Origin of the sequence: Nocardiopsis kunsanensis DSM 44524 (assembly GCF_000340965.1) — a bacterium.
Classification (GTDB): domain Bacteria; phylum Actinomycetota; class Actinomycetes; order Streptosporangiales; family Streptosporangiaceae; genus Nocardiopsis; species Nocardiopsis kunsanensis.
In genome coordinates this window covers 259,536-282,747 of sequence record NZ_ANAY01000001.1, presented here as the reverse complement: position 1 = coordinate 282,747, position 23,212 = coordinate 259,536, and the positions used below count along the sequence as shown (strand labels likewise).

28 protein-coding genes and 1 pseudogene are annotated in these 23,212 nt (G+C 65.1%); 19 read left to right on the top strand and 10 right to left on the bottom strand.

The genetic code is table 11. The features are described 5' to 3' along the window. Positions 1–122 precede the first annotated feature (122 nt). The 3 genes and pseudogenes from D456_RS0101325 to D456_RS27345 form a co-directional block, all read right to left on the bottom strand. Positions 123–320, bottom strand: a complete 198-nt coding sequence (locus tag D456_RS0101325; protein WP_017574344.1) for a DUF397 domain-containing protein — start codon at positions 318–320, stop codon at positions 123–125. Further along, complete coding sequence (locus tag D456_RS0101320; protein WP_017574343.1) at positions 301–864, bottom strand: DUF5753 domain-containing protein; 564 nt, start codon at positions 862–864, stop codon at positions 301–303. Before D456_RS0101320 ends, D456_RS0101325 begins: the two co-directional genes overlap by 20 nt. Before the next feature lie 57 nt (positions 865–921). Continuing rightward, positions 922–1,137: pseudogene (locus D456_RS27345) on the bottom strand (helix-turn-helix transcriptional regulator); the annotation flags it as partial. A gap of 210 nt (positions 1,138–1,347) precedes the next feature. Here D456_RS27345 and D456_RS0101315 point away from each other — a divergent pair. The 3 genes from D456_RS0101315 to D456_RS0101305 are packed head-to-tail and all read left to right on the top strand — an operon-like array spanning position 1,348 to position 2,401. Then, complete coding sequence (locus D456_RS0101315) at positions 1,348–1,842, top strand: ATP-binding protein (protein WP_017574342.1); 495 nt, start codon at positions 1,348–1,350, stop codon at positions 1,840–1,842. Then, entirely contained in the window at positions 1,839–2,066 is a 228-nt protein-coding gene (locus tag D456_RS0101310; RefSeq protein WP_017574341.1) for a hypothetical protein, read from the top strand. The genes D456_RS0101315 and D456_RS0101310 overlap by 4 nt, the downstream gene beginning before the upstream one ends. Next, a complete protein-coding gene (locus D456_RS0101305) occupies positions 2,063–2,401 on the top strand; it encodes a hypothetical protein (RefSeq protein WP_040698429.1) in 339 nt (112 codons plus the stop codon). Before D456_RS0101310 ends, D456_RS0101305 begins: the two co-directional genes overlap by 4 nt. Positions 2,402–2,473: 72 nt before the next feature. Here the strand turns inward: D456_RS0101305 and D456_RS25325 are convergent, their stop codons facing one another. Beyond that, the gene (locus tag D456_RS25325; protein WP_083904471.1) at positions 2,474–3,670 is read right to left on the bottom strand and encodes a restriction endonuclease subunit S; all 1,197 of its coding nucleotides are present in this window, start codon (positions 3,668–3,670) and stop codon (positions 2,474–2,476) included. Further along, positions 3,663–6,140 carry a type I restriction-modification system subunit M gene (locus D456_RS0101295; protein WP_017574338.1) on the bottom strand — a complete coding sequence of 826 codons (2,478 nt, stop codon included), beginning with the start codon at positions 6,138–6,140 and terminating at the stop codon, positions 3,663–3,665. The genes D456_RS25325 and D456_RS0101295 overlap by 8 nt, the downstream gene beginning before the upstream one ends. A 405-nt stretch (positions 6,141–6,545) precedes the next feature. On the opposite strand from D456_RS0101295, the gene D456_RS0101290 reads away from it, so the two are divergent. Both D456_RS0101290 and D456_RS0101285 read left to right on the top strand, forming a co-directional pair. Continuing rightward, positions 6,546–7,334 (top strand): alpha/beta hydrolase, encoded by a 789-nt coding sequence (locus tag D456_RS0101290; protein ID WP_017574337.1) that lies wholly within the window; start codon positions 6,546–6,548, stop codon positions 7,332–7,334. Beyond that, positions 7,331–7,993 carry a DapH/DapD/GlmU-related protein gene (locus D456_RS0101285; RefSeq protein ID WP_017574336.1) on the top strand — a complete coding sequence of 221 codons (663 nt, stop codon included), beginning with the start codon at positions 7,331–7,333 and terminating at the stop codon, positions 7,991–7,993. Before D456_RS0101290 ends, D456_RS0101285 begins: the two co-directional genes overlap by 4 nt. On the opposite strand, the gene D456_RS0101280 is transcribed toward D456_RS0101285, so the two are convergent. Both D456_RS0101280 and D456_RS0101275 read right to left on the bottom strand, forming a co-directional pair. Next, a complete protein-coding gene (locus D456_RS0101280) occupies positions 7,973–8,752 on the bottom strand; it encodes a glycosyltransferase family 25 protein (protein ID WP_026115471.1) in 780 nt (259 codons plus the stop codon). The genes D456_RS0101285 and D456_RS0101280 overlap by 21 nt on opposite strands. Continuing rightward, positions 8,749–9,957, bottom strand: a complete 1,209-nt coding sequence (locus D456_RS0101275) for a hypothetical protein (RefSeq protein ID WP_239643747.1) — start codon at positions 9,955–9,957, stop codon at positions 8,749–8,751. The genes D456_RS0101280 and D456_RS0101275 overlap by 4 nt, the downstream gene beginning before the upstream one ends. Positions 9,958–10,121: 164 nt before the next feature. Here D456_RS0101275 and D456_RS0101270 point away from each other — a divergent pair, with 164 nt between their 5' ends. Genes D456_RS0101270 through D456_RS0101235 form a run of 8 tightly spaced genes read left to right on the top strand, consistent with a single transcriptional unit; the run spans position 10,122 to position 17,192 of the window. Further along, positions 10,122–10,610, top strand: a complete 489-nt coding sequence (locus tag D456_RS0101270; protein WP_017574333.1) for an NUDIX hydrolase — start codon at positions 10,122–10,124, stop codon at positions 10,608–10,610. Continuing rightward, positions 10,607–11,299, top strand: coding sequence for a hypothetical protein (locus D456_RS23445; RefSeq protein WP_017574332.1), 693 nt, complete (start codon positions 10,607–10,609; stop codon positions 11,297–11,299). Before D456_RS0101270 ends, D456_RS23445 begins: the two co-directional genes overlap by 4 nt. Continuing rightward, entirely contained in the window at positions 11,271–13,070 is a 1,800-nt protein-coding gene (locus tag D456_RS0101260) for a DUF4254 domain-containing protein (RefSeq protein ID WP_026115470.1), read from the top strand. The genes D456_RS23445 and D456_RS0101260 overlap by 29 nt, the downstream gene beginning before the upstream one ends. A 26-nt stretch (positions 13,071–13,096) precedes the next feature. After that, complete coding sequence (locus D456_RS0101255) at positions 13,097–13,669, top strand: phosphoribosyltransferase (RefSeq protein ID WP_026115469.1); 573 nt, start codon at positions 13,097–13,099, stop codon at positions 13,667–13,669. A 17-nt stretch (positions 13,670–13,686) separates the two neighbouring features. After that, a complete protein-coding gene (locus tag D456_RS0101250) occupies positions 13,687–14,775 on the top strand; it encodes a glycosyltransferase family 9 protein (RefSeq protein ID WP_017574329.1) in 1,089 nt (362 codons plus the stop codon). Continuing rightward, complete coding sequence (locus D456_RS0101245) at positions 14,772–15,902, top strand: hypothetical protein (protein WP_026115468.1); 1,131 nt, start codon at positions 14,772–14,774, stop codon at positions 15,900–15,902. Before D456_RS0101250 ends, D456_RS0101245 begins: the two co-directional genes overlap by 4 nt. After that, positions 15,887–16,648: an SDR family NAD(P)-dependent oxidoreductase gene (locus D456_RS0101240; RefSeq protein WP_017574327.1), complete on the top strand. Its 762-nt coding sequence runs from the start codon at positions 15,887–15,889 to the stop codon at positions 16,646–16,648. The genes D456_RS0101245 and D456_RS0101240 overlap by 16 nt, the downstream gene beginning before the upstream one ends. Position 16,649: 1 nt before the next feature. Then, entirely contained in the window at positions 16,650–17,192 is a 543-nt protein-coding gene (locus D456_RS0101235; RefSeq protein WP_017574326.1) for a histidine phosphatase family protein, read from the top strand. Between the two features lie 300 nt (positions 17,193–17,492). Here the strand turns inward: D456_RS0101235 and D456_RS25320 are convergent, their stop codons facing one another. Together D456_RS25320 and D456_RS0101230 are read right to left on the bottom strand one after the other, a co-directional pair. Further along, complete coding sequence (locus D456_RS25320) at positions 17,493–17,744, bottom strand: DUF397 domain-containing protein (protein WP_083904468.1); 252 nt, start codon at positions 17,742–17,744, stop codon at positions 17,493–17,495. A 15-nt stretch (positions 17,745–17,759) separates the two neighbouring features. Then, positions 17,760–18,680 carry a helix-turn-helix domain-containing protein gene (locus D456_RS0101230; protein WP_083904467.1) on the bottom strand — a complete coding sequence of 307 codons (921 nt, stop codon included), beginning with the start codon at positions 18,678–18,680 and terminating at the stop codon, positions 17,760–17,762. Positions 18,681–18,895: 215 nt separating this feature from the next. Between D456_RS0101230 and D456_RS0101225 the strand changes: the two genes are divergently transcribed. The 6 genes from D456_RS0101225 to D456_RS0101200 all read left to right on the top strand — a co-directional run bounded on the left by D456_RS0101225 (position 18,896) and on the right by D456_RS0101200 (position 22,039). Then, positions 18,896–19,390, top strand: coding sequence for an ATP-binding protein (locus D456_RS0101225; protein ID WP_017574324.1), 495 nt, complete (start codon positions 18,896–18,898; stop codon positions 19,388–19,390). Beyond that, positions 19,387–19,614, top strand: a complete 228-nt coding sequence (locus D456_RS0101220) for a hypothetical protein (RefSeq protein ID WP_017574323.1) — start codon at positions 19,387–19,389, stop codon at positions 19,612–19,614. Before D456_RS0101225 ends, D456_RS0101220 begins: the two co-directional genes overlap by 4 nt. Beyond that, on the top strand, positions 19,611–19,946 hold the full coding sequence (locus D456_RS0101215) for a hypothetical protein (protein ID WP_026115466.1): 336 nt from the start codon (positions 19,611–19,613) through the stop codon (positions 19,944–19,946). Before D456_RS0101220 ends, D456_RS0101215 begins: the two co-directional genes overlap by 4 nt. Positions 19,947–20,464: 518 nt before the next feature. Further along, positions 20,465–20,641, top strand: a complete 177-nt coding sequence (locus tag D456_RS26775) for a hypothetical protein (protein ID WP_017574321.1) — start codon at positions 20,465–20,467, stop codon at positions 20,639–20,641. Between the two features lie 82 nt (positions 20,642–20,723). Then, positions 20,724–20,924, top strand: a complete 201-nt coding sequence (locus D456_RS23440; protein ID WP_017574320.1) for a helix-turn-helix domain-containing protein — start codon at positions 20,724–20,726, stop codon at positions 20,922–20,924. Positions 20,925–21,799: 875 nt separating this feature from the next. Beyond that, positions 21,800–22,039 carry a hypothetical protein gene (locus tag D456_RS0101200; RefSeq protein ID WP_017574319.1) on the top strand — a complete coding sequence of 80 codons (240 nt, stop codon included), beginning with the start codon at positions 21,800–21,802 and terminating at the stop codon, positions 22,037–22,039. Between the two features lie 120 nt (positions 22,040–22,159). On the opposite strand, the gene D456_RS0101195 is transcribed toward D456_RS0101200, so the two are convergent. Further along, positions 22,160–23,164, bottom strand: coding sequence for a sugar phosphate isomerase/epimerase family protein (locus D456_RS0101195; protein ID WP_017574318.1), 1,005 nt, complete (start codon positions 23,162–23,164; stop codon positions 22,160–22,162). Positions 23,165–23,212 lie beyond the last annotated feature (48 nt).

Genomic DNA, 23,212 nt, shown 5'->3' with positions numbered 1-23,212 from the left:
GCGGACGAGTTGTCGGTGTCGTCCTGATTCTGTCAGCAACCAGTGTCAGAACCGGTGTGTGCGGCGCTCCCGAAGGCCGAAATCCTACGGCCGGAACCGGTCAGAGCCGGAGAGGGGACGCCTCAGTCGGCTCCGTGTTCCTCGCGGAGGGAGGCGAGGAGGGATCCCCAGCCGGAGCTGGAGAAGGTGAGGTGGCCCAGGGCGCGGTTCTGGGTGTCACGGACGTGGACCTGATCGGGGGTTTCGGCAACCTCGACACAGTGCCCCCCTTGATTGCCGCTGTAGCTGGACTTGTGCCAGTTAAACGGGGTCGATGCCATGGCGATGTGCCTCCTTGTAGCGGGAGATGAGGTCAACGGACTCGTCCGGGGAGAGGGCCAGTGAACGGAGCACCCCGAATCGCAGGGTGCATTGTTCCACGTCATCGGTGGCAGCGGTCACCCGTCCGGTGCCTGGCATCTCAGCGTATGCCAGGTGCTCGCCACTCCCCATGTCCAAGGCGGTGAAGGCGCCGTCCAGAGCAGGGTGAACCCCTTTGGCAAAGGGCAGAGTCTGGAGCTGGATGTGCGGTTTGGCTGCGAGCGCCACAAGGCGGTCGAGCTGCGCTTGCATCGCTTCGAACGTGCCCACAGGCCTCCGCAGCACGCTCTCGTCGATGACCGACCAGATCAGGGGAGGTTTCCGCCGCTCCAGCATCTTTTGCCGGTCCACTCGGGTGGCGAGCAGGCGCTCGAGCTCTGCCTCTTCTATGGGTGGCCAACTGGCGCCAAGTACTGCCCGCGCGTAGTCCGGCGTCTGGAAGAAGCCAGGAACCACCTGAGTTTGGAAGTCGTGGATGACCCTGGCTTCTTGCTCCAGCTCCACGTACTCCTTGAACCCGTGTGGGTAACCCTCCTGGTCTCCCGGCCAGAGGCGTACGAGCGCACCACGTGCACCGAGTACTTGATCCGCCTTCTCCGCAAAGGCTCTGCGTGGTCCTCGTTCAGCCCGTTCGATCGAGCCGAGCATCTGGTGGGAGATCAGTGTCCCCTTGGCCAACTCACGTTGGGACAGGTCCGCCGAGCGACGCAAGCGCTGGAGCTCGTTCCCGAAACGAACCAACGCTGCCTTCGATGTTGATTTTCCACCACTCGCCATGGCTTCAGCTGACCACACTTGGTCATCTTCTGCTGCCAGTTTCCACAGATTGCTGCTTCTGATGGCGAAGCAAGATTTTCCAGGGTTGGCTGTGTCACTGTGGCCAAGTGAAGCCAGTGCGTGGCTCGGCCTCACAGAAGCGGCCCTGGCCGGTGCGTGAACACCGAACCAGGGCCTTCGCCCACAACCTGAACCAGCAGGTGAGGACTCATGGTCAAACGTACCGTTTCCGTCCCGGAACCGCGTCGGCGGCTGCCGCTGCGCCGCTGCTCTCCCCGCTTCATCGGCCGTCCCGAGAGCGTCAAGGAGTCGCGCGACTGGCTCGCCCGCATCCTGTGCGTGGAGGGTGTGCCGAGCGAGACCGCCGACACCGCGCTCCTCCTGCTCTCGGAGCTGGCGAGCAACAACGTCAAGTACGCCCCCGACCGGGCTGTCGTTCCTGGTGACTTCTACGTGCGAGCGCACCTCTTCCACGGCCGGCTGCGTGTGGAGGTCCGCGACGCGCACGGCAGGCGTCCGGTCCTGCGAACCGTCACCCCCGACACCATGGCCGAGAGCGGACACGGCTTGGAGCTGGTGAACGCACTCGCGGACCGCTGGGGTCGCTACCGGTCGATCCTGGGACCGGGCATGTTCTTCGAGCTGCCTTGGAACGCCCTTGAGCCTGCGGCGTCGGTGGTTCCGCTCCAGAGGAAGGGGTGGTGACCACCATGGGCGGCTATCACCTCAGGCCGAGCGCGACCGTTCTGCGCCTGCGTGAAGAGTTCCCCGACTTCCTCATCTGCGAGCTGCACGACGGGCGGGGATTGCCCAGCTACGTGGCGACCAGGACCCAGAACGGTGGCGACGGCCGGCCCGAACTGATCGAGCGGGGCTGCGGCGAGGAACTCCGGCGAGCGCTGAACACCCTGGGAGGTGGGCAGGTATGAGCGCGCCCATGACCCTGGAGACCCCGGGAACATCCACCGCTCTGGAACTGAACCGTCTGCGGGACGTGTACCGGCGGCGGGGATGGACGGTGTGGCACGGCGGCGCGACCGGACAGTACTGGGCGGCGCACACCGGGCAGATGGTGCTGCTCAGTGGTGACAGCGCTCGCGAGCTGGAGGGGAAGATCGAGCGGCTGGAACACAGCAGCAGGCCCGCGGCGACCACCTTCTCCCACTTGGTCCAGGCTCGGCGGACCGGAGCCTTGCGCCTGCCCCCGAGGCCCAAGCCGCGGGGTTCCTGGCCCCGGCGCGGTGCCCTGGCCGGAGCGCGATAGGTGGCGATCAACAACTGTGGCCCGGGGTGAGGGCTTCCCCGGGCCACATGGGTACGCGAGCTGGGGATGGGTTCAGACCGGGAGGTCCTGGAGTTGGTCGACCCGCACTCGCCCAGTCAGCAGGTCGTCCATGAGACCGGCCTTCAACTTGCGCAGCTTCTCCAAGCGGGCACGTTCGGCAGCGATCCGCTCGTCGTGCGCCTCGATGATCGAGACGATCCGCCGCTGCTCTCCCAAAGACGGAACAGGGATTGGGCATGACAGGACATCGCTCTTGTTAATGCTTGCTTGAGAAATAGCACTTTTTGCCCGAGAGCGGAAGTGGCGAAGGCAGGAAGCCTCGGAAAGAACAAGAGATATGTACTTCGAATCCAAACGACGATTGTCAAAACGAAGCCTCATGATGTTTGACTCAAAGATCGTATCTTCACGAAGGTCTTGCACCAAGGCAGATTTTCCGATGTGCTCAATTGAGTTCACCCGGTTAATTACGATATCGCCACTGCGAAGGCCGTAGGCGTCTATCTCTGCCTCAGAAAGTTTCACCCTTCGGAGGTTTCTGATATTGAAGATATCACCACCACCGAAAGAATCAATGCGAAGAATCGGCGTCCCGGCTGGGTCATACAAAGATTGGTGTTTGTAGATTCCATTCTTGGGGCTGTCAACCATGAAAGGAGCGACAGTCTCCGTCGGATCGAATCGGCCAAGCTGCTCTGAAGACTGAGCAAGGCGAAGTCCGCTCAGACTTTCCATGGATAGCTCAATGGAGGAAATTGCATCATCCATCGCATCCAGTGCATCGGCGATCTTGCGCTGCTCAACCACAGGAGGGATAAACAGAGGAAGTTTGGCGAGCTCGCCAAACTTCAAGTTCCAAGTATCACTCACTAAGCCTTGTGACATCTGGCGAAATTTGAGCACGTAGGATGGGTGCTTCAGGAGGTAGGCCAAAAAATGTGAGTCGACGCCATCTTTCGGAGTGCAGACAGTGTAGGCCGGACTCACGATTCCCGAGTGGGATGAAACGCCGGACACCCCTTGCCACATGCGCATGGTGTTATAGACAACATCTCCAGGCCTTACAAGATTATATGAGCTCTTATCTTCGCTGGAGATGTTTCGGCGCCCAGATTCAGCCTGAAGGATGACCCCATGGTCGGCCGTCACCGAGAGGAGGTCATCAACAGAACGCCCACCTTCCTTGCGGTGCTCTAGGAAATCACCGAAGACACCAGATGTCCACCCGGTCGGGATCGACTCATGCATACCCGAGCTCCTTCAGGAAACCGTTCAGCTTGAGCTCGGCCTGCTCCCGACGCTCCTCGATCTGGGCCAGCGACGTCTGGTACTTGTCCCACCAATTCTCCAGCGCCGCCACGACCTCGCGCCGCTGCTGAGCGGTGTGGTCTTCCAGCTCTTCGCCCAGCTTGCGTGCCACCAGGTCCATGACGTGACGGCGTTCGGCTTCTGTGCCCAGAGCCTGACGGGCCATTTTCAGCGCCGGAACGAGGTCCTCCCGCAAGGCTTTGACCTTCTTCCTGGCCTCGGCACGTTCCTTCTTCAGGTCCTTGAGGTCGGCCTCGCTCAGCGCGTTCGGGCCCGGATCCGCGCCTTCGCCACCGTCCCCGTCGTCGGTCTCGTCCCCGTCGGCGTCCTCACCTTCGGAGCTCTCGGCGCTTTCGGTCGGCTGAGCAGTCGCGGCCTTGACGCGGGCGTCCAGTTCCGAAGCCTCCTGCTCGGCCTCGGCGAGCTGGTCCAGGTGCTCCGGGATCAGCTCCGGCACCAGCGGGTGCTCGGCCGGCTCGGCTCCCATCCGGTCCTCGATGGTGGTGATCCACCCGTCCAGGACACCGCCGAACCCGTTCTCCGCCAGGGTCCGCAGGTCGTACTGGACCGTCTCCCACCAACGCACCACCACACCCGTGGTCTCGAAGCGGTCCAGCGAACCCACCGGCTCCAGGGCGTCCACGAAGCCGTTGACCAGTTCCCGGCGCACCGACATGAGTTGCTTGGTTTCCGGCAGCGTCGCGATGAGCTCGTCCTGGTCGCTCCACCAGCCCCACATCGCCTTGAAGAGTTCTGTGCGCTTGGCGTGCACACCGGTGTCGTTGGCAACGCGCCCGGCGAGGTCGGCGCGGGTCAGCCCCTCGGCGAAGTCACGGTAGGGCCCGTGGTTGCCATCGGCCCCCTCCGGCCGGGGCACCAGCACCCGGTCGGCGCTGAATCCGAGGCGGGCGAGCGTCTCGGCCCGCTCTGCGATTTCGGCCTCGGGCACGCCCCCGTGCAGGTGGGCGTACACGTCGTGCGGCTCCGGTGGTGGTGCGTTGTCCACGTACCGGCGGATGTTGAAGTTGAAGCCGTTCTCCCGCAGCTCCTTGTGCGAGACCACCCGCGAGTAACCCGGGATCTCGGTGAAGTTCTCGAACGCGTGGAGGAGCTTCTCGGTGTGCTCGGGCAGTAGGTGGTTCTGTGCTTTACCGGCCTTGAACTCCCGGTCGGCGTTGATGAACAACACCTTGCGCTCACGCCCGGCCGGCTTGCTGCGCGGGGCCCGGAAGACGACCACACACGCGGGGATGCCGGTGCCGTAGAACAGGTTGGGACCCAGGCCGATGACCGCCTCGACGCAGTCGTCGCGCAGCAGTTCGGTACGGATCTCGCGTTCCTCGCCACCGCGGAAGAGCACCCCGTGCGGCATGACAGTGGCTCCACGACCGCCGTCCTTGAGTACCGACACCATGTGCTGGAGGAACATCAGGTCGGCCTTCTTGGCGCCTTCCTTGACCCGGCCCCAGTGGTAACGGCCCGGGAATTCGGCGCCGATCCCGTAGAAGGGCTGGGAGAAGGGCGGGTTCGACAGGACCACGTCGAACCGTTCCAACCCACCCGACTCGGTGCGGTGCATGGGCTGCAGGAGGGTGTCCTGGTTCTCCAGAGCCGCGTCGGGGATGCCGTGCAGCAGCAGGTTCATCTTGGAGATCGACCAGGAGGTGCCGTTGAGCTCCTGCCCGGCCAGGCGCAGATTGCGGGGGTCGCGTCCTTGCTCGGCCATGTGGTGCTTGGCCATGATGAGCATCCCGCCCGAGCCGGCGCAGGGGTCGTAGACGCTCTCCTTCTCCTGCGGGTCGGTGAGCTGGACCATCATCCGCACCACCGAACGCGGGGTGTAGAACTCACCGCCCCGCTTGCCGGCCGAGTCGGCGAACCGGCCGATCAGGTACTCGTAGGCCGCGCCGAGCAGGTCGGGGAACTCGAAGTCGGAGTCGCGCAGGCTGTAGCGGTTGAAATGCTTGACCAGGTCACGCAGCGCGCGGTCGGACAAGCGGGTCTTGCCGATGGTGGCGTTGAAGTCGATGTGCTGGACCACGCCCTCGAGGTCCTGGTTGGACTCCTCCAGCGCCAGTAGGGCCTTGTTCAGATGGTCGCCGACGTTGGTGTGCACCTGATCGCGCAGGTTCTCCCACCGGGCCTCCGGGGGCACGAAGAACACGTCGGTATAGAACATAGGTTCTTCGGCGAGACTCTCGGCCTCTTCTTCGCCGTATCCGTCGTCCTTCAGCTCTTGGACGACGGCTGCCTGGTGCTCCTCGAACTCGTCCGAGGCGCGCTTCAGGAACAGCATCCCGAAGATGTACTCCTTGTAGTCGGAGGCGTCCATCCGTCCGCGCAGGATGTCGGCCGCCGAGAACAGGTGCCGCTCCAGCTGCGGCAAGGTGAGTTTGGCGTGCGTGGCCACTGTGTCCCCTCGTGGTGTGTTCGTGCCGGTCCCAGATGTCGACCACACGAGATGCCAGCTTAGAAGCGGATGCCGACAAGGGAGTAATTCACAGGTCACGGACCTGAGCTCCAACCTTCCGGACTCCGTCCCTCCGCCGCGCTCCAGCATCTCCCTGCCTACTTCAGGTACGGTGTCGATCCGCCAGGACCGACGGTGGTTAACACCACGGCCTCGGACCGCGGCACCTACGGTCAGGACAAGAATCGGCGTTCCTGTCCGTAGCGCCTGTTGGCCGGTATCCTTCCGGTGCCGTTTGCTCCAGGGGCCGATTCTCGTCCGAGCTTGCATCGCTCCATGCGGAACGTTTACGCCAACCCTTGAAACAGGCGCCCGCCCTCACCCCCGGCTCAGGAAGTCCAGCGCATGCGCACCCTCGACGTAGTCAGCGCCGACGGCGTCCCGCTCGACGCGGTCCTGCACCCTTCCGAAGACGACCGTTCGAAGGGCACCGTCGTCCAAACTCATGGCATCACCGCCGACAAGGACGAGGGCGGCATGTTCGTCCGCTTGGCGGAGACCCTGTCCGACAAGGGGTTCAACGTCATCCGATTCTCCTACCGTGGCCATGGCAAAAGTGGCGGGTCACCCCAAGGCGTGACCGTCGCCGGCGAGATGCTCGACCTCCAGTCGGTCATCGAGCACGCTCTGGACACTCGGCCCGAACCGCTCTCCGTGCTGGCCGCGAGCTTCGGGGCCGTGTCCTCTTCGCTCCTGCTTGCTGTACTCGGTGACCGGATCGACTCCCTCGTCCTGTGGAACCCCGTACTCGATCTGGAGCGCACCTTCCTCAACCCTGAACTCCCCTGGGGAGTGGAGAACTTCGGTCCTGACCGACAGCGGGAGTTGGGCGCCGGCGGTCAGTTGTTGATCGACGGCGAGTTCCCCGTCAGCCCGATCATGTGGCGCGAGTTCAGCCTGTACGATCCCCTCGGCGTGTACACGGAATCGCTTGTCCCCTCCCTCGTGGTTCACGGAGACAAGGACAGCTACGTGTCCTACGACATCGCCAGGGCCGCAGCCTCCTCCCGGCCCGACACGGACTTTCACACGGTGCGAGGGTCCGACCATGGTTTCGACTCCACCGAGCGTGAGGACGAGGCGATTCAGGTCTCGGTGGACTGGTTCAACACACGAGCACAGCGATTCTCATGACGCGGCAGAACCTGTACGGGCCAGTCAAGGGAGCCCATGACTGCCTCGTTGGCGAGCAGTGCGCAATCGGCACACCCAAGGAGGCACGACTGCGCGCCTTCCAACAGGGAGAGTCCATTGATCCGGGCTCTCCGGTCCGGATCGGGGAGAAGTGTCTGATACTGAACCAGGTCGTCATCTACGAGGGCGTATCCATCGCCGATGGGTGCATGCTCGAGGACCGGACCCGGGTCGGCTACGACACCTCCATCGGACCGGAGAGCCGACTCGTCTACGGGGCCTACGTCTGCGACCGGGTGATGATCGGCGCTCGTGGAAGGATCGCCGGTTTCGTGTGCGACGCGGCGATTATCGGCGACGATTGCACCATGATGGGCGACCTCGTGCACGAGTACACCCGGCCGCACGAGGGTTGGTGGGACGCGGACGAACCATCACCGCGTGTCCATGACCAGTCGGTGGTCGGGTACGGGGCAAAAGTCGTGGGAGGTGTAACCATCGGTCCTCGAAGCTACGTCGCGGCCGGTGCCACCATCACCCAGGACGTCCCCCCGGAACACGTTGCGATCGGCGTCAACGACTTCACCCCGATCCGGGACTGGCCGGGGAAGCGCCTGCGGGAACTCATTCGCCACTGGTCAGGAATTCCTGGGAGCTGACCAGGTCGGAGCTTCCTCATCCACGAAGGGTGATTCCTCCGTGTCGCTGCCCGCCAGGTCCTTCGCGAGCTGGGCCACCAGAGGCGGTTCGAAGGTGAGCGCGTCCAGGCGTCGGGGAAAACGCGTGCGGACGTCGAGGCGCTCGTGGTTCGTGTAGAGCGCGGGAAGGAACTCGTCGACCGGCACGACGGCGTCACCCAGCCTCGCGTCCAGGACGTGCTTGAGTCCTGAGCGGGTCAGCAGGTAGCCGTATGTGCAATGGCTATACCCAGGGGACACGAATCCGTCCACGGAACTGGGTGTGTCCGGGCGAAGGGGTACCCGCCCCAGGTATATGAGATCGGAGGGGATCTCAGCCGTCTCCAGTCTCTTCAACCCTTCTGAAAGCCTGGCGAGGAAGTCCTCACCGATCACGGCGTCGTCCTCGAGTACCAGCACGTACGGCTCCGCCCCCGTCGCCTCTGCGTCCTCCCAGCACGCCAGGTGGGCGAGTGAACATCCGACTTCACCGAACTTCAGAGGTCGATCCCACCAGGGGTTGTCCGATGCGATCTTCCAAGGGAAGAGTCGGTATCCGAACTCAGCGATGTCTTCCTTGGTGAGTGAGAGGCCGTCGAACGGTCCGTCCCAGTCAGAGGTGAAGAACGCACGCAACTGCTCAGGAAGGATCCGTTCCATCCGCCTTCGGCGGTCGGCTCGCCTACGCAGGTTCACCACGTACGTGCGTATGTCGGTGTGGTCTACCACGTCGCCTCTCAAGAGCTCGTGAGGATCCCTTCGTACCGTCGGCTGTTGTCGACCAGCAACTCGAAAGGGGAGTTGTTCGAACGTGTCATCAGCACCAGAGGTCCGACAGCGGTCAGATCGACGGTATCGGTCAGGCCGCCGACCCGCCGAGTCTCGGAGACGAGGACGAAATCCTCCTCCCCGACCATGTCAGTTACGTACCTGAGGTTGCGTGCACTTTGCGGACCGTGCAGGAAGAGCTTGGCGGCTCCGAGGACACCGAGGGTCAGACAACCTCCCAAGAGATACACGACAGTTCCCTGGGTGAGGGTGAGCCGTGACAGGATCGCCAGGTCCTCCAACAAGTCCTTCTTCGGGCTCCACACCGGCCCCATGATCGGCTGCGATAACTGGGGGATGACGAGAGGATCGTCCTCACCGAGAGGGTGCGGTTCGAAGTGGAAGGGCAGTTGCGGGAGGAACTCCCGGTACTTGGCGTTCCACGGTGGCCCGCCGATGACGATGAGCGTGTCCGCGTTGGTGTCGTGGTACTCGGAAGGAGCGAAGTCGCGGACGGTTGCATCAGGGCAGATCCCGGCGAGACCCGTCTTGACGTGGATGAGGGTGTCCAGGTCGGCGAACTTCGCGTAGCGGAGATAGTTCCGATCCGAGGGTGAGGCGAAGCAGGGCCTCTCCTCCTCAGGAATCTCTGAGCAGACGATGTCCAGTCGGCCCTGAGGGTGAGCGTTCCAGAATTTCTGGAAGTCGTTGGCCAGGACGTCCTGCTCTTCCCCCTTGGTAGGCCATCGATACTCGGTGTGGTTCGGGACGGCGGCAGGGGTTCCGGATAGCACTTGTACCGCCAGGGCTTGGAAGGCCCTCTCCGATTTCCTCCTGATCGTCTTCGACGCATACCCGAGGTGTGAGGCGAGGGATTCTTGGCGCCCGGTCAACGTCGGGTGATTGTGCTCCTGGGTGAGGTTCAGATCCACTTCAGCGAAGAGCCTCAACCCGTCGCCCAGCATTCTGGTCGCGGAGGCAATCTCTTGCACCAGGCCCATGATCTGGTCCGCGCTCATCTCTTCACCCGGGGCTACTGGGGTACCGAGTAGGTGGGAACGTAGTTCGGACCCGAGCACGGTGACCGCAGGTGGATTATCGAGACCTGCCCCCTTTCGCAGCGTTTTGAGCTCGTTCGCAATGAAATCCACGGTGAGGTTCGAGGGGTTGGCCAACACCTGTCCAGTTTATGTCCAGCACCGTGCTGGATGTCCAAGGATTGGGTGGTGAATGGGGTGGCTGCACCCAGCTCGGTCCGAGAGCATTCGAAGAGCTTGGCGGGGCAACCTGCGAGCGATGACAGCCCACGTGTGGGACCGGGTGAAGAACGAGGTGAGAACCCATGGGAAATGTCGTCAAGCAGAGCGCTCGGGCGCTTCTGTTCGACAACGAGGGGCGCTTGGTCCTCATCAAGCGCGTCAAGCCCGGGCAGGAGCCCTACTGGGTCGCCGTGGGAGGCGGACTGGAGCCCGAGGACCGTGACGTCGAGGCCGCCTTGCACCGCGAAGTGTTCGAGGAACTCGGAGGCCGGATCGACCACGTCCGTCAGGTCCTTCTCATCACAGACGAGCTACCTGACGGTATAGGACTCCAACACGTCTACGCCGCTCGGCTGACCTCCATGGACCTGGCCGCCCGCACGGGTGCGGAATTCGACGAACCCGGGCGAGGCACCTATGAGGTGGTCAGCGTCCCCGCCACACGGGACGCGCTGTCGCAGATCCGTCTCCTCCCGCCGCAGCTCGCTGAGTGGGCCCAAGCGAACATCCGTGGACTTCTGGCACTCGTGGAGCAGCGGGATAAACCCGATGAGGTGGGTGAGATGTCGTGACTGATTTCGTCAGTCTCAACGGTCCGGACAACAGCGGCAAGTCGACGCAGGTCCGCATTCTGGCCGAGTCCTGGGACGGCTTCTGCGACCTGGGACCCGTCCACCGACACGACCCTGCTTCCTGGTCTCGGGTATCCGGTCCAGGGTTCGGCACCTGGTGGTTTTCGGCTTCCACAACGGAGGAACTGACGTACCTGCTGTTCTCCAGCCACGAGGCGCGCTCCCGGTCACGCTCTCCTGAGCGAATCGGCCTGCTCGATCGCGGTTGGTACATGCTTCTCGCGACGGCCATTGCGACATGCGCGGTCAAGGAATCGCGATCCATCGAGTCCGCCTGGTCTCGCATCCTCGCTTTGACGGGGGATGCGGGGCCCCGGCCGGCGGAGATCCCTGTCCTGCTGATGCCCTCGCTCGATACCGAACGCAGCGTCGCTGTCGCCCAGAAGCGGGAGGGGATCCCGTGGGCCGGCGTCTACCTCGAATATCAGCAGTACCTGCATCGCGTCCTCCTGCGTATGGCACGCCGAGGAGTGTTCGCCGAGGTCGTGTCCGGTCCCTCTCACAGCATCGATGAGATGCACGCCCTCATTAGCCGCACCATCACCGCGCACGGCGTCGGTATCCCCTCGACCCCCATCTCGCGAAGGACGGACGACCCCCGTGACTTTGTCTCCCCTCCCGCTCAGTGACCCTCTCGGCCGGCTGCTCTCCCTGCTCCCGCCCAAGGAACGTGCTCGAGTCAACGAGGCAGTCGACGGCCTCCACCACACGAACCATCGCCTGTGGCTGGAGGAAGACGCCGTACGAGCCGATCCGGTCGACACGGTACGGATCGCTGACGGCAAGCGCGCCATCGACCAACTCAACATGGACCGCGTCCGCTTCGCCGAACGCCTCGACGAGCTGATCGGCGCCGTGTGCCCGCCTGTCACCACAACCGCTTCGCTTCACACTGAACCGATCAGCTCGGTGATCGACCGGCTGTCGGTGACGATGCTGCGACTGCATCACACCCAGCTGGTGGCGGCCGACGATCCGAACGCCGGATCCCGGGTGGCGGGAGTCCAAGAACAGGTCCACGACCTGCGGGAGTCGCTCACCCTCCTGGCCGAGGACGTCGCGACCGGACGAAGGCGGCTACCCAGTGGAAAGCGGTTCAAGCTCTACGGAACGACATTCCGAACTGACACCCGCCCGATTCCGAGCCCCAACCTGCCACGGATCATCGCCTTGGGAGGCATGAGCGAATGCGGTAAGAGTACGTCCGGGATGTTCCTGAACCGAGACGAGGAGGCCGCCCGGTTCAAGATCGGCTACCTGCTGACCCAGGCCGCAGCCCGGCATGGACTCGCCGACCCATATGCCCTGTCGCCGACACGGCAGGCGGAGTTGCTTCTGGACGAACTCAACCGGTTCGCCGACGCGCATCCCGACATCGAACTGATCACCATCGAGTCCGTGCACAGAGCCGAGTCGATCACGGCGCTCAAGGAGATGACGGGAGAGCGGCTGCGCGTCGTGTACATCGATGTCCCGCTCAACATCCGCCTGGAGCGCTCGGGAGGTGACAGGCGGGCGCTAGAGGAGAAGGACCGGGTCAAGTCTGATCGCGGTGCGGACCGGATCCCCGCCGACGAGGTCGTGGACAACTCGGGCAGTGTGGCCCGGTTGCGCGGAAATCTCTGGCGCATGGCCAGGCCTGCGATCAGCCCCCGCCTGAAGATCATTTCGCCCGAGGATCTTCGGCTGCCCTTCACGGTGCGGGCGGCGACGTCTCGGCTCGTCGACTTGCTGTCTGCCCTCTCCGAGGAACGGTGCCTGGCCGCATTGACGGGAAGCGCGGTCAACGGTGGTTGGCACGAGGGTTGGTCGGACATCGACCTGCTCGTCATTGCCGAGGATGAACATGGAATCAGGGCGGCACAGACGGTCGAGGAATACCGGGCGGAACTCGAGGAACTCGGTGGCATCCACCTCGGCGCGACGATCCTTCCTCTCGTCGAAGCACAGGTTCGCCGGCTCCCGAGCCGGGTGCTCGCGGCTCTGGTCATGCTCCAGGAAGGTGCTCCTGCTCTTCTGGCCGGACCTGCTCTGCGGCTCCCGGTGATCACGCGGCGGGAGGTCGAGCGCGATACATCCGCCGCTCTGGCTGAGGCGGTCGCCACCACTCGCAGGTTGCGCCACGACCCGGGGCGCGGGGGGATCCGTCCTCTGTACAAGCACCTGGTCCTGATCTGCCGACTCCTGCTCAGGGAGCAGTCGGTGTGGGTGAACGGCAACGACGACGTCGTGTCCGAAGCACAGCGTCTGTTGCCTGGGTTGGGACGCCTAGACCTTCCGGAACTGCCCGAGGTCATCGCCGCTCACCGGAATGGTACGGACCGGGCCGCGGTGCTCGGAGCGATCGTAACGGCCGTGGACCAGTTGCTCGCCTGGTACCGCCGACAGTGCGCCGCCTGACGACCGATGGGAAAGAAGGGATCGACATGGAAGCGGTCGCCCAGAACGCTGACTTTCGCGCCGAGGTCGTCACCCGATTGGACGCCGGCCCCAGCAGCCGACCCGAGCGGGTGATGCACGATCTCGACGGCACTCGATCGGCGGTTCCGCCCGCCGACCTGACCAACGCCGGACAGTTGCTGTGGACACGTCTTCTCTGCGAGGTCCCCGCGGTGACGGACGTCGACGTGGTCCTCGGACTGGACGCGGGCGGTATCGTTCCCGCTCTGGCCCTCAGCCTGGCCTCCGGACTCCCGTACAAGCTCGCGTGGAAGGTTCGTGTTCCTCTCCCCGGAACAGTCCACTTCGTTGAGGGGCACGCCAACCGGCCGAACGTGTTCGCCTACGGGATCGACACCGGGCAGAGCTACATCCTGGTCGACGACGAGGTGACGACCGGCGTTACTCTCGTCAACCTTGCACAAGCCCTGCGACACCACGGGGCGCATCCAGTAGCCGCGGTGTGTCTGGTCGAGGACACCCGATACAAGGCCAGGCACGGCATCGAAGAACTCGGGCTCCCTCTTGTCTCCCTCACACGGCTCGGGGAGGGCGGATGAACCCGGCGTGTCTCGCGGTGACCCGCCACTGGGGAAGCACTATCTACACCTCCGAGCAGGTGACCAGCGTTCCGCTCGGCTACGACCGCGAGGCGACTCCTGTCGGCGAACCGCTTCCCGAACATCCCGATAACGGGCTGCGGCGCACTCTGGAACGGTGCGGGCAGATCGTGGTGGCCTTCGAAGGCAAGCTGGGGGACTCCCTGTTCGCTTTCGGCACGGTCACTGCGATCGCCGACGCTCTCGCCTTGTTCGCCCGGAGCGTCCCTCTCACCATGCTGGGCCGGTACGGTCGCCTCTATCCGGGGAGGAAGGCGACTGCTTCGTCATCTCCCTCCCCCCGGTTCATCGTCGGCGATGAACCGGGGGTGGCACTGGCCCGGCCTGAGGGTGAGGACCACGTCCTGCTCTGTCGACCGGAGCAGGCCCACTGCCGTAGCGACGGGCGACATGCTTATCCCTTCCTTCCTGCGCGCTACTACCTGGCGATCGAAGAACGCGTTGGGCTTCGTCTTCCTGGCGGTCCGCCGTTTATGCCGTCCAGGCAGAGCGACCCCGCCGTCTCCGACGGAGGGACGCTGACGATCGCCGCTGTGACCGCGACGAGCTGGCCGGGACGTAAGGACTACGGGGCCGAGCGGTTCACCACGGCAGCACGGATCATCGGTCGAGTGACCGGCCGCAGAGTGCGGCTCCACCTTGTGTCCGGCCGCGATGAGACAGCACATCGCTCCTGGAATTCGGATGCTGTGCGGGTGGAACCGGTCGCTGGTGCTGATCTCGAAACGCTCGCCGCTCTGTTCACCCGCTGTGACCTCGTTATGGGAAACGATACCGGCCTCACCCACCTCGCCGCGTTCGTCTCCGACAGGGCAGAAGTCATCGGGCTCTACGGGCGGCACTCCCACAGCAAGTGGCGTACGGGGTTTAAACACCACCACGCGCTGGCCACACTCTTCTCCGAACGCATGCACCGCTGGGACATGTGCCCAGTACGCGATGGTTTGGACGAGGGTGATACCGAACGGCGAACACCGCTGTCCGCGATCACGCCCGATACCCTTGCTGACACCGCTGTCCTCGCACTGGAACGCGGACGCGTATGAGGATCTTGAATCCGCTCCCACGGATCGGGGCCCCGCTCACGTTCTCCCGCAACCGGCTCTATCCGGTCGACACACGACGACGGCGCCTTATAGCCAAGTGCATGCCCGACCACAACGAGGCCCGCGCTGAAGTCCTCGGCCACCAATTTCTCCGCGCCTGGTATCCGGTGCCCGTCCTGCACCATCGTGTCCACCTTCCCGGACGCAGCGTCCTGGTCTACGAACGACTGCCTATGGGCACCGACCGAGGGCTGCTGCTGGACCTGCTCAACACGCCGAACGACGGTGACCATTCGACCCTGGACGCGTACATGCGTCGGATCAACAGCACCTACCTGTCTGTCTTCACCGAGACAGCGGAACTGAGCTCTCCCTCCACGGTGGTCGGCAAGCTCTACCGGGACCGAGCTCTGTCCGGTGGGCGGCTCGACCAGTACTACGCCCACAACGACATCCCCCTGACCGAAACCCAGAAAGGGCCGAGACTCAGCGATCTCACGCGGACAGGGTTGTACGTCAACGGACGCCACTACCAACTCGACTGGGCCGGAACGCTTTCCTGGCTGCGCGAGGCGTTCGACACCCCCGTCTGGAGTGTGATCAGTCAGGGCGATCCGACTGACGTCAACCTCGCCGTGCCACCGGCCTGGCTGGACTACGACACCGCTGGCCGCAACGCCATCGCGGGCGAGATCGCCAACTTCAGTTTCTACACCGCTGTACTCGGGGGCTGGCTGGTCCCCACCCTCAACCCGCAGGCGTTCGCCCAGCACCCCGCCACGTTCGATCGGCTCCCCGCGAACACGCCGTGTGTCAGCGCCCACCCACATGCGGGCACCCTGCACATCCGGTTCACCGACCGGCTGACCCAGGCGCGGAGGCTCGCGCTGGCCCGCTACTGGGAACTGCTCGTCCGACCCCTCGCCGCCCGGTACTTCCCTGGGGGGACCCTCACAGAGGCGCTGCGCCCCTACCTGGTGATGCGGATCATCGGTGTGTTCGACCTCGTCAGCCTGCCCCTGGACCAGCGTCTGTACCTGCTCGCCAAGCTCACGCTGTGCATGGCGCCCGACTTCTCTCCCACACGATTTTTCGATCTGACGGAGCCCTCGTGCCCTACTCGTTGAACGGCCGTCTGGCACTGGTGACCGGAGCCGCCGGAGGAATCGGAGCGGCCATCGCCCGTACTCTCGCGGAGCTTGGGGCCCGCGTCGCGCTGGCCCACTTCGACACCGCTGGCGGGGCCATGGACATCGCCCAGGAGATCGCGGATGCAGGAGGAACAGCGGAGGTCTTCGACGCGGATCTGCGTTCACCCACCGCGCCGGCGGAACTCCACGCACACGTGCAGGACAGGATGGGGCCGCCGGACATCCTCGTCACTGCCGCTGGCGACTATCCCCGAACACCCCATGGGGACCTCAGCCGAGAACGCTGGGATGGATGCCTGGCCCTGAACCTGACTGCCCACCACCTACTCGCACAGGCCGCCGCACCCGCGATGATCGACCAGCGCCACGGCCGCATCATCACGATCGGTAGTGTCCTCGCCTCCACCGGGAGGCATGACCTGGCCGACTACATCGCGGCGAAAGCCGGGCTCGAGGGTCTCACCCGTGCGCTCGCTCGCGAACTCGGCGAGCATGGGATCACCGTGAACTGTGTGGCCCCGGGTTCCATCCACGTACCCGCCGAGGAACGGGTCGTTCTCGACTCCGAAGCCATGGAAAAGCGCCAGCTGGTCCGACAGTGTGTGCAACGCCGGGGTCGTCCCGAGGATGTTGCCTCCGCTGTGGCTTACCTCGCCGGTGACGAGGCCGGATTCATCACTGGTCAGACCCTGCGCGTGGACGGAGGGTGGGTCCTTGCCTGATGTGTACCTCATGCGCCATGCGCATTACGTCGGGCACCGTCCGGGTCACCACGCGCCCGACGACGTGGAACTCTCCCCTGAGGGCCGACGGGATACGGTCAGGGTGGCCCAGCGAATACCCGACGTGGTCGGCATCGTGGCCAGCCCGCTGCGTCGCGCACAGCAGACCGCCGAACTCCTGGCTGAGTACTCCGGGATCCCCTTGCTGGATTTCCTCTCCGATCTTCGCGAATGGCGGAGCCCCACAGCGGTCCAGGGCATTCCTCCGAAGGAATTCCCTGCCGACTACGCCACCTGGCGGGCGAAGCGTCTCGTGGATCCGGCGAACAGTTACGGAGACGGTGAGTCCTTGATGGAGCTCGGTGCCAGGGCGACGCGGGTCCGAGCTCGGCTCATCGCTTTGGCAGGCTCCCGAGGCCCCGTGCTCGTGGTCGCTCACAAGATCCTGCTCCGAGTGCTGATGGAGCCTGATGCGCCCATGGCAGCATTCGCCCCGGAGACACGAGACCAATGGCCCTTCCTCGGGCTCCGTACTTTCGGCTGAGGTCATCGAGTTCTGCCCCACGAGTCCCTCACACGAGGCCATACGTCACGACCAGCCTCGTCACCGTTGGCCTGCTGCATCCCGGTCAGATGGGCGCCGCCGTCCCCTCTGTGTCAGGCGCGGGGGAACGGCCCTCGGGGTGCTCATGGGTCGCCTTTCATCACTGGTGTCCGACATGGCGAACGAGCTGTTGGTGTTCGTCCTGGTTCTGGTAGTAACCAGTGTCAGAGCTGGTGTGTGGCGTCCCCGAGGGCCGAATCCTCACGGCCGGGATCGGTTGGAGCCGGCGGAGGGGATGCCTCAGCCGGCCCCGTTGCCCTCGCGGAGGGAAGCGAGGAGGGAGCCCCAGTCGGAGCTGGAGAAGGTGAGGTGGCCGAGGGGGCGGTTCTGGGTGTCACGGACGTGGACCTGGTGGGAGGCCTCGGCGACCTCGACACATGAGGGCCCATTGCCGCTGTAGCTGGACTTGTGCCAGTTGAGAGCAACTTCGACGCAGGCTCCTGTGTTTGAGCTGTAAGACGACTTGCGCCATGGGTATGAACTCCGCTTCATGGTGCGACCTCTTTGCTACTTGTACTCGGCGAGCGCGTGCTCAATCGCGGCCAATGATCTCTCACGACTCAAGGCTCGGTCTTCCAGGCCTCCGAAGATCTCAGAGAAGCGGGAGACGTCAGAGGGGTCCTCCAGATACAGCGCTCCCAAGCCGTACTCGACATAGGCCACGTCACTGTAGGTAATCGTTCGGTGCCCCGAGTCAGGGAAGGAGAGGATCATGAACGAGCCGTACCCGGCAGGGTGCTCTCCTGCCGCGAACGGGAGAATCCGGCACGAGACGTTGGGGAGTTCGCAGCGTTCCCGAAGTTGTCGAAGCTGGGAGCTCATGACCTCTGGGCCGCCCACTTCGCGATACAGAGCAGCTTCGCTCATGATGGCGTCCAGGTGAAGCGTGCGATCCTCAGTGAGTCTCTCCTGGCGCGCCATACGCAGGGCGGCGTGTTCCTGTGCCTCACTCTCGGACGCGACGTCGACCGCTGCCCGCGCCAGTGCGGAGGCGTACTCCTCGGTCTGCAATAGCCCGTGGACCAGCTCCGCCTGATAGTCACGGATCGCGCTGGCCTCCGTCTCCAACCCCAGGTAGGCGTCGAACCAGGCGGGTGTCGACTTGTAGGACTGCCACCAACCGCGACGGCGCGCGGCGTGGGCCAGCTCGAAAACAGCTTCGGAGTCTTCTTCCGAAGCTCCGTAGAACTTCATGAGCGCCTGAGCCGTGCCGGGCTGGATGCGGGTGGTCGCACTTTCCACCTTGCTCAGAGTCGCGGCATGCATACCCGCATGGCTGGCTGCCTTGGCGGCCGTGATCCGTGCACTCTCCCTGCGTTGTCGGAGCACTCTGGCCAGAGTCCGACGAGCAACCGTGGGACTGGCGTCCGCCACCCAACACCTCCTGATGCAGACATGGACGTCCACAGTGTCACTGACCCAATGCATGAAGCCAACTTTTCGCAAGTTGCCAATACTGAAGATTCTAGTAACCCTCTTGCCATGAGCGGTATTGCGATGCACACTAACAGTGACGTCGGCAACACCAGCAGTTCGTAGGCACAGGCTGTTGAGGTGTTCGACGCACAAAAACGGCCCTGCCAAGGTGAGGGCACACCTGGACAGGGCCTTAGCCCACAACCTGAAGTAGCAGGTGAGGACTCATGACCAAACGTACCGTTTCCGTCCCGGGGCCGCGTCGGCGGCTGCCGCTGCGGCGCTGCTCTTCCCGGTTCATCGGCCGCCCGGAGAGCATCCAGGAGGCTCGGGACTGGCTCGCCCGCACCCTGTGCGTGGAGGGCGTGCCGAGCGAGACCGCCGACACCGCGCTCCTGTTGCTCTCGGAGCTGGCGAGCAACAACGTCAAGCACGCCCCGAAGCAGACCGACGCGCCCGGGGACTTCTACGTGCGGGCGCACTTCTTCCACGGCCGGGTGCGCGTTGAGGTCCGCGACGCTCACGGCAGGCGCCCGGTCCTGCGGGCCGTGACCCCCGACGCCATAGCCGAGAGCGGCCACGGCCTGGTGCTGGTGAACGCACTCGCGGACCGCTGGGGTCACTACCAGTCGATCCTGGGTCCGGGGATGTTCTTCGAACTGTGCTGGGACGTTCCACAGCCCGTGGCGCCGGTGCTTCCGCTCCAGAGGAAGGGCTGGTGATCGTGGTGGAGGGCTATCGCATCCGGCCCAGCGAGACCGTCCTGCGGCTACGCGAGGAGTTCCCCGACTTCCTGACCTGCGAGCTGCACAACGAACGGGGCCTGCCCAGCTACGTGGCGACCAGGACCCGGAACAGCGGTGACGGCCGGCACGAACTGATCGAGCGGGGTTGCGCCGAGGGACTCCGGCAGGTGCTGAACACCCTGGGAGGTAGTCAGGCATGAGCGCGACCACGATGAAGGACCCAGGAATGGCCTCGGCCCGACAACTGAGCCGTCTGCGGGACGTGTACCGGCGACGGGGATGGACCGTGTGGCACGGCAGCGCGACCGGACAGTACTGGGCGGCCCACACCGAGCAGATGGTGCTGCTGAGCGGTGACAGTGCCCAGGAGTTGGAAGCCAAGATCGAGCAGTTGGAGCAGAGCAGCAGGCCCGTGGCGACCACCTTCTCCCACTTGGTCCGGGCCCGGCGGACCGGAGCCCTGCACCTGCCACCGAGGCCCAGGCCGCGAGGCTCCTGGCACCGGCGCGGTCCCATGGCCGGGACGCGATAGGTAGCCACCAGCGACCGTGGTCCGGAGTGAAGGCGATCCCGGGCCACATCCGGCCACCCGGTGGCCAGGGCCGCTCGGCGGTCTCGGTCCCGGGCACGCTTTCCGCAGAGGGGGCGTACACGTCGTGCGGTTCCGGTGATGGCGCGTGGTCCACATACCGGTGGGTGTCGAAAAGTCCGCGGAGTTCTCGTAGGAGTAGAGGAGCTCCTCGGGAGCGGAAAACGACCACACACGTGGGGATGACGGTGCCGTGGAACAGAGTCGGGGCCAGGCCGAGAACCGCATCGATGCAGTCGTCGCGCAGCAGCAGGGGCAAGCGCGAGCGCCCTAAAGCGGTCCGGGCCCGGGAGCGGACTTACCGCTCGTACCAGAAGATGAACCGGCGAGCCCGGAAGATCCGACGGAACCGGGGCTAGGTAGCCAGAGAAAAGGGCCGGGGATATATCAGCTATCCCCGGCCCTGCTTCCCACAGGGTCCCACCCAGAACACGCAACCGCAACAACCGCAAAGGACGAACATGGTTCGGATCTCGTTCACTGTGACGGTGGTCGCCCTGGTGGTCACCCCCGTGCTGCTGGTGGCCGCCATGACCATCAATGAACCCACGCCTCTGCTGTGGGCCCTGTGGCCCGTCTGGGCCGTCCTGGTGCTCGGCGCGGTCCTGATCTACCGCCTCGCGCGGCACCGTCTGTAAGACAGAGTTCTCTCGACACTCCGGCCGGCCCTCGGTATACCCGCGGGCCGGCCAAGACCCGAACCGGACAGGAACAACCACCATGGCCATGACCGATGACCCGTACATCCCCGACCTGGTCACCACCGGCGAGGCCGCCGACATCATGGGCATGACGAGACAAGGTGTGTCGGCCCAGGTGGAAGCCGGAACCCTGCCCGCTCGCCGTATCGGTCGCTACACCCTCATCCGCCGATCCGTAGCCGAAGCCGCACGCACGCAGGCGGATCCGTCCCATGAATGACCTGTTCGGCACGCCACACCCCTCGCCGCACCCGCACAAGGCCCGCCGCCCGCTTATCTGCCGAGCTCCGGCACGCCTTGTTGGCGTACGAAGAGACCGCCGCCTACGCGTTCGCCACCCACTGATGCAGCGAAGAACAAAGCTGGTACTGATGTTCGGCCCTGAGTAGTAGCGGTAACAGCGAGCTCAAGGCGGGCCGTGCCGGAGCGGACACGTCAGTCAGGTGCACCGTCAGCGTCCATGCCTACGGCTACCGACAGATGTCCGGCATCCTCGTGCCCATCGAGGACAACCCCGCCCCGTGCTGGCTCACTGGTGCGACGAGCCATCGTGCCAAAACCTGCGGCACATGGAGCCATCACACGCGCCGAGAACGTTCGCGACTACCACCGGCGCCGCCACACGTGGCCGCTCAACGAAAACTGCACCACGGCAGTCTGGAAATCGGCGCGTGCGCTCGGCCTGTCACCGCTGGCCAGAGTGGACACCGCTCAGCCGCTCCTGGGGGTGCCGTCCGCCGAGTTGAGGGTGGCCACCGGGGTGGTCTGCCGAGCCGGTCGGCAGTGGCCCCAGAGCCAGTCTCGACCGCCAAAGTCGGCTCTGGTAGCAAGAGCACCCACGTACGGTCCCACCCACTGGGTGCGGGGTCGGGCAGGGCGGCGAACTCCTGTCCGGAGTCACAAGACCGGGCGCAGACGCCCCTCGACCGGGGGTTCACCGCGCAACAGCCGTCCACGCGGCACGACCCCGCCCCGGCCCCACCGGCCCGGGGGCTTCCCCGGGCCGAAGGGCATGCCCGCTCCGCTCGGACCGTAGAGACGGGGACGGTGAGGCAGAATGTCGGTGACGACCCCCAACACCGCAGGGAGACCGGGATGTTCCGGATCGCCATCAGCCGCCTGGAGGGCCGGCTCATCACCCCGGTCCGGCGCGAGAGCGCGCTCTCCGTGGAGGAAGCGGTCCGTGCCGTACGCGGGCACCTGCCCGGCGCCGGAACGGACACGTTCTCCGACGACGAGGTGCAGAGCTCGGTCAACCGGATCAACGACTTCCGCCAGGACGTGGTCGATCCGGACGGGCAGCGCCACCGCGTGGTCATCGCGCCCATGATCTGAGGGCGCATCGAGCCTCCGCGGGGGCCTCCGCATCGAGCCTCCGCGGTGGGCCTCCGTGGCGGGCCGCCGGGGACGGAGGTCCTTCTCGAGGACCGCCCCGGCGGCCCGCCGCGGCCCGGCTCAGTCGGAGGAGAACGCGGAGTCGAAGGAGGACTCGGGCGGGTCGAAGGCGTTGGCGCGCACGAACTGCACGGCCTCGGCCGCACCGGTCAACCGGTCCATCCCGGCGTCCTCCCACTCCACCGAGATCGGCCCCTCGTAGCCGATCGAGTTCAGTACCCGGAAGCACGCCTCCCACGGCACGTCGCCGCGCCCGGTGGAGACGAAGTCCCATCCCCGGCGGGGATCACCCCACGGCAGGTGCGAGCCCAGGCGCCCGTTGCGGCCGTTGCCGACCCGCTTGCGGGCGTCCTTGCAGTCCACGTGGTAGATGCGGTCCCGGAAGTCGTACAGGAACCCGACCGGGTCCACGTCCTGCCACACCATGTGGCTGGGGTCCCAGTTGAGCCCGAACGAGGGACGGTGGCCGACCGCCTCCAGCGCCAACTGCGTCGACCAGTAGTCGTAGGCGATCTCGGAAGGGTGCACCTCCAGGGCGAAGCGCACCCCCACTTCCTCGAACACGTCCAGGATCGGGTTCCAGCGGTCGGCGAAGTCCCGGTAGCCCGCATCGATGACGTCGGGGCCCACCGGCGGGAACATCGCCACGTACTTCCAGTTCGCCGACCCGGAGAAGCCGACGACGGTGTCCACGCCCAGCTTCGCGGCCGCGCGTGCGGTCGTTCTCATCTCCTCGGCGGCGCGCCGGCGCACACCCTCGGGGTCGCCGTCGCCCCACACGCGTGAGGGCAGGATGTCCTGGTGGCGGTGGTCGATCGGGTCGTCGCACACCGCCTGGCCCAGCAGGTGGTTGGAGATCGCCCACACGCCCAGGCCGTGCTTCTCGAGGATGTCGAACCGGCCGCGGACGTAGGCCTCGTCCTCGGCCGCCCGCGTGACGTCGAGGTGGTCGCCCCAACAGGCGATCTCCAGCCCGTCGTAGCCCCACGAGGAGGCCAGCGAGCACACCTCCTCGAACGGCAGGTCGGCCCACTGGCCGGTGAACAGGGTGACAGGTCGGGTCATCGTGACCTCCGGATTCGATGGGGGTTGGGGGTGTCCGGCGCCTGCTCG

Coding starts and splice junctions, on each gene's coding strand:
- D456_RS0101325 (WP_017574344.1), bottom strand. CDS start 320: ATGGCATCGACCCCGTTTAACTGGCACAAGTCCAGCTACAGCGGCAAT.
- D456_RS0101315 (WP_017574342.1), top strand. CDS start 1,348: ATGGTCAAACGTACCGTTTCCGTCCCGGAACCGCGTCGGCGGCTGCCG.
- D456_RS0101305 (WP_040698429.1), top strand. CDS start 2,063: ATGAGCGCGCCCATGACCCTGGAGACCCCGGGAACATCCACCGCTCTG.
- D456_RS25325 (WP_083904471.1), bottom strand. CDS start 3,670: ATGCATGAGTCGATCCCGACCGGGTGGACATCTGGTGTCTTCGGTGAT.
- D456_RS0101290 (WP_017574337.1), top strand. CDS start 6,546: ATGCGCACCCTCGACGTAGTCAGCGCCGACGGCGTCCCGCTCGACGCG.
- D456_RS0101285 (WP_017574336.1), top strand. CDS start 7,331: ATGACGCGGCAGAACCTGTACGGGCCAGTCAAGGGAGCCCATGACTGC.
- D456_RS0101270 (WP_017574333.1), top strand. CDS start 10,122: ATGGGAAATGTCGTCAAGCAGAGCGCTCGGGCGCTTCTGTTCGACAAC.
- D456_RS0101255 (WP_026115469.1), top strand. CDS start 13,097: ATGGAAGCGGTCGCCCAGAACGCTGACTTTCGCGCCGAGGTCGTCACC.
- D456_RS0101245 (WP_026115468.1), top strand. CDS start 14,772: ATGAGGATCTTGAATCCGCTCCCACGGATCGGGGCCCCGCTCACGTTC.
- D456_RS25320 (WP_083904468.1), bottom strand. CDS start 17,744: ATGAAGCGGAGTTCATACCCATGGCGCAAGTCGTCTTACAGCTCAAAC.
- D456_RS0101230 (WP_083904467.1), bottom strand. CDS start 18,680: ATGCATTGGGTCAGTGACACTGTGGACGTCCATGTCTGCATCAGGAGG.
- D456_RS0101225 (WP_017574324.1), top strand. CDS start 18,896: ATGACCAAACGTACCGTTTCCGTCCCGGGGCCGCGTCGGCGGCTGCCG.
- D456_RS0101215 (WP_026115466.1), top strand. CDS start 19,611: ATGAGCGCGACCACGATGAAGGACCCAGGAATGGCCTCGGCCCGACAA.
- D456_RS26775 (WP_017574321.1), top strand. CDS start 20,465: ATGGTTCGGATCTCGTTCACTGTGACGGTGGTCGCCCTGGTGGTCACC.
- D456_RS23440 (WP_017574320.1), top strand. CDS start 20,724: ATGGCCATGACCGATGACCCGTACATCCCCGACCTGGTCACCACCGGC.
- D456_RS0101200 (WP_017574319.1), top strand. CDS start 21,800: ATGTTCCGGATCGCCATCAGCCGCCTGGAGGGCCGGCTCATCACCCCG.
- D456_RS0101195 (WP_017574318.1), bottom strand. CDS start 23,164: ATGACCCGACCTGTCACCCTGTTCACCGGCCAGTGGGCCGACCTGCCG.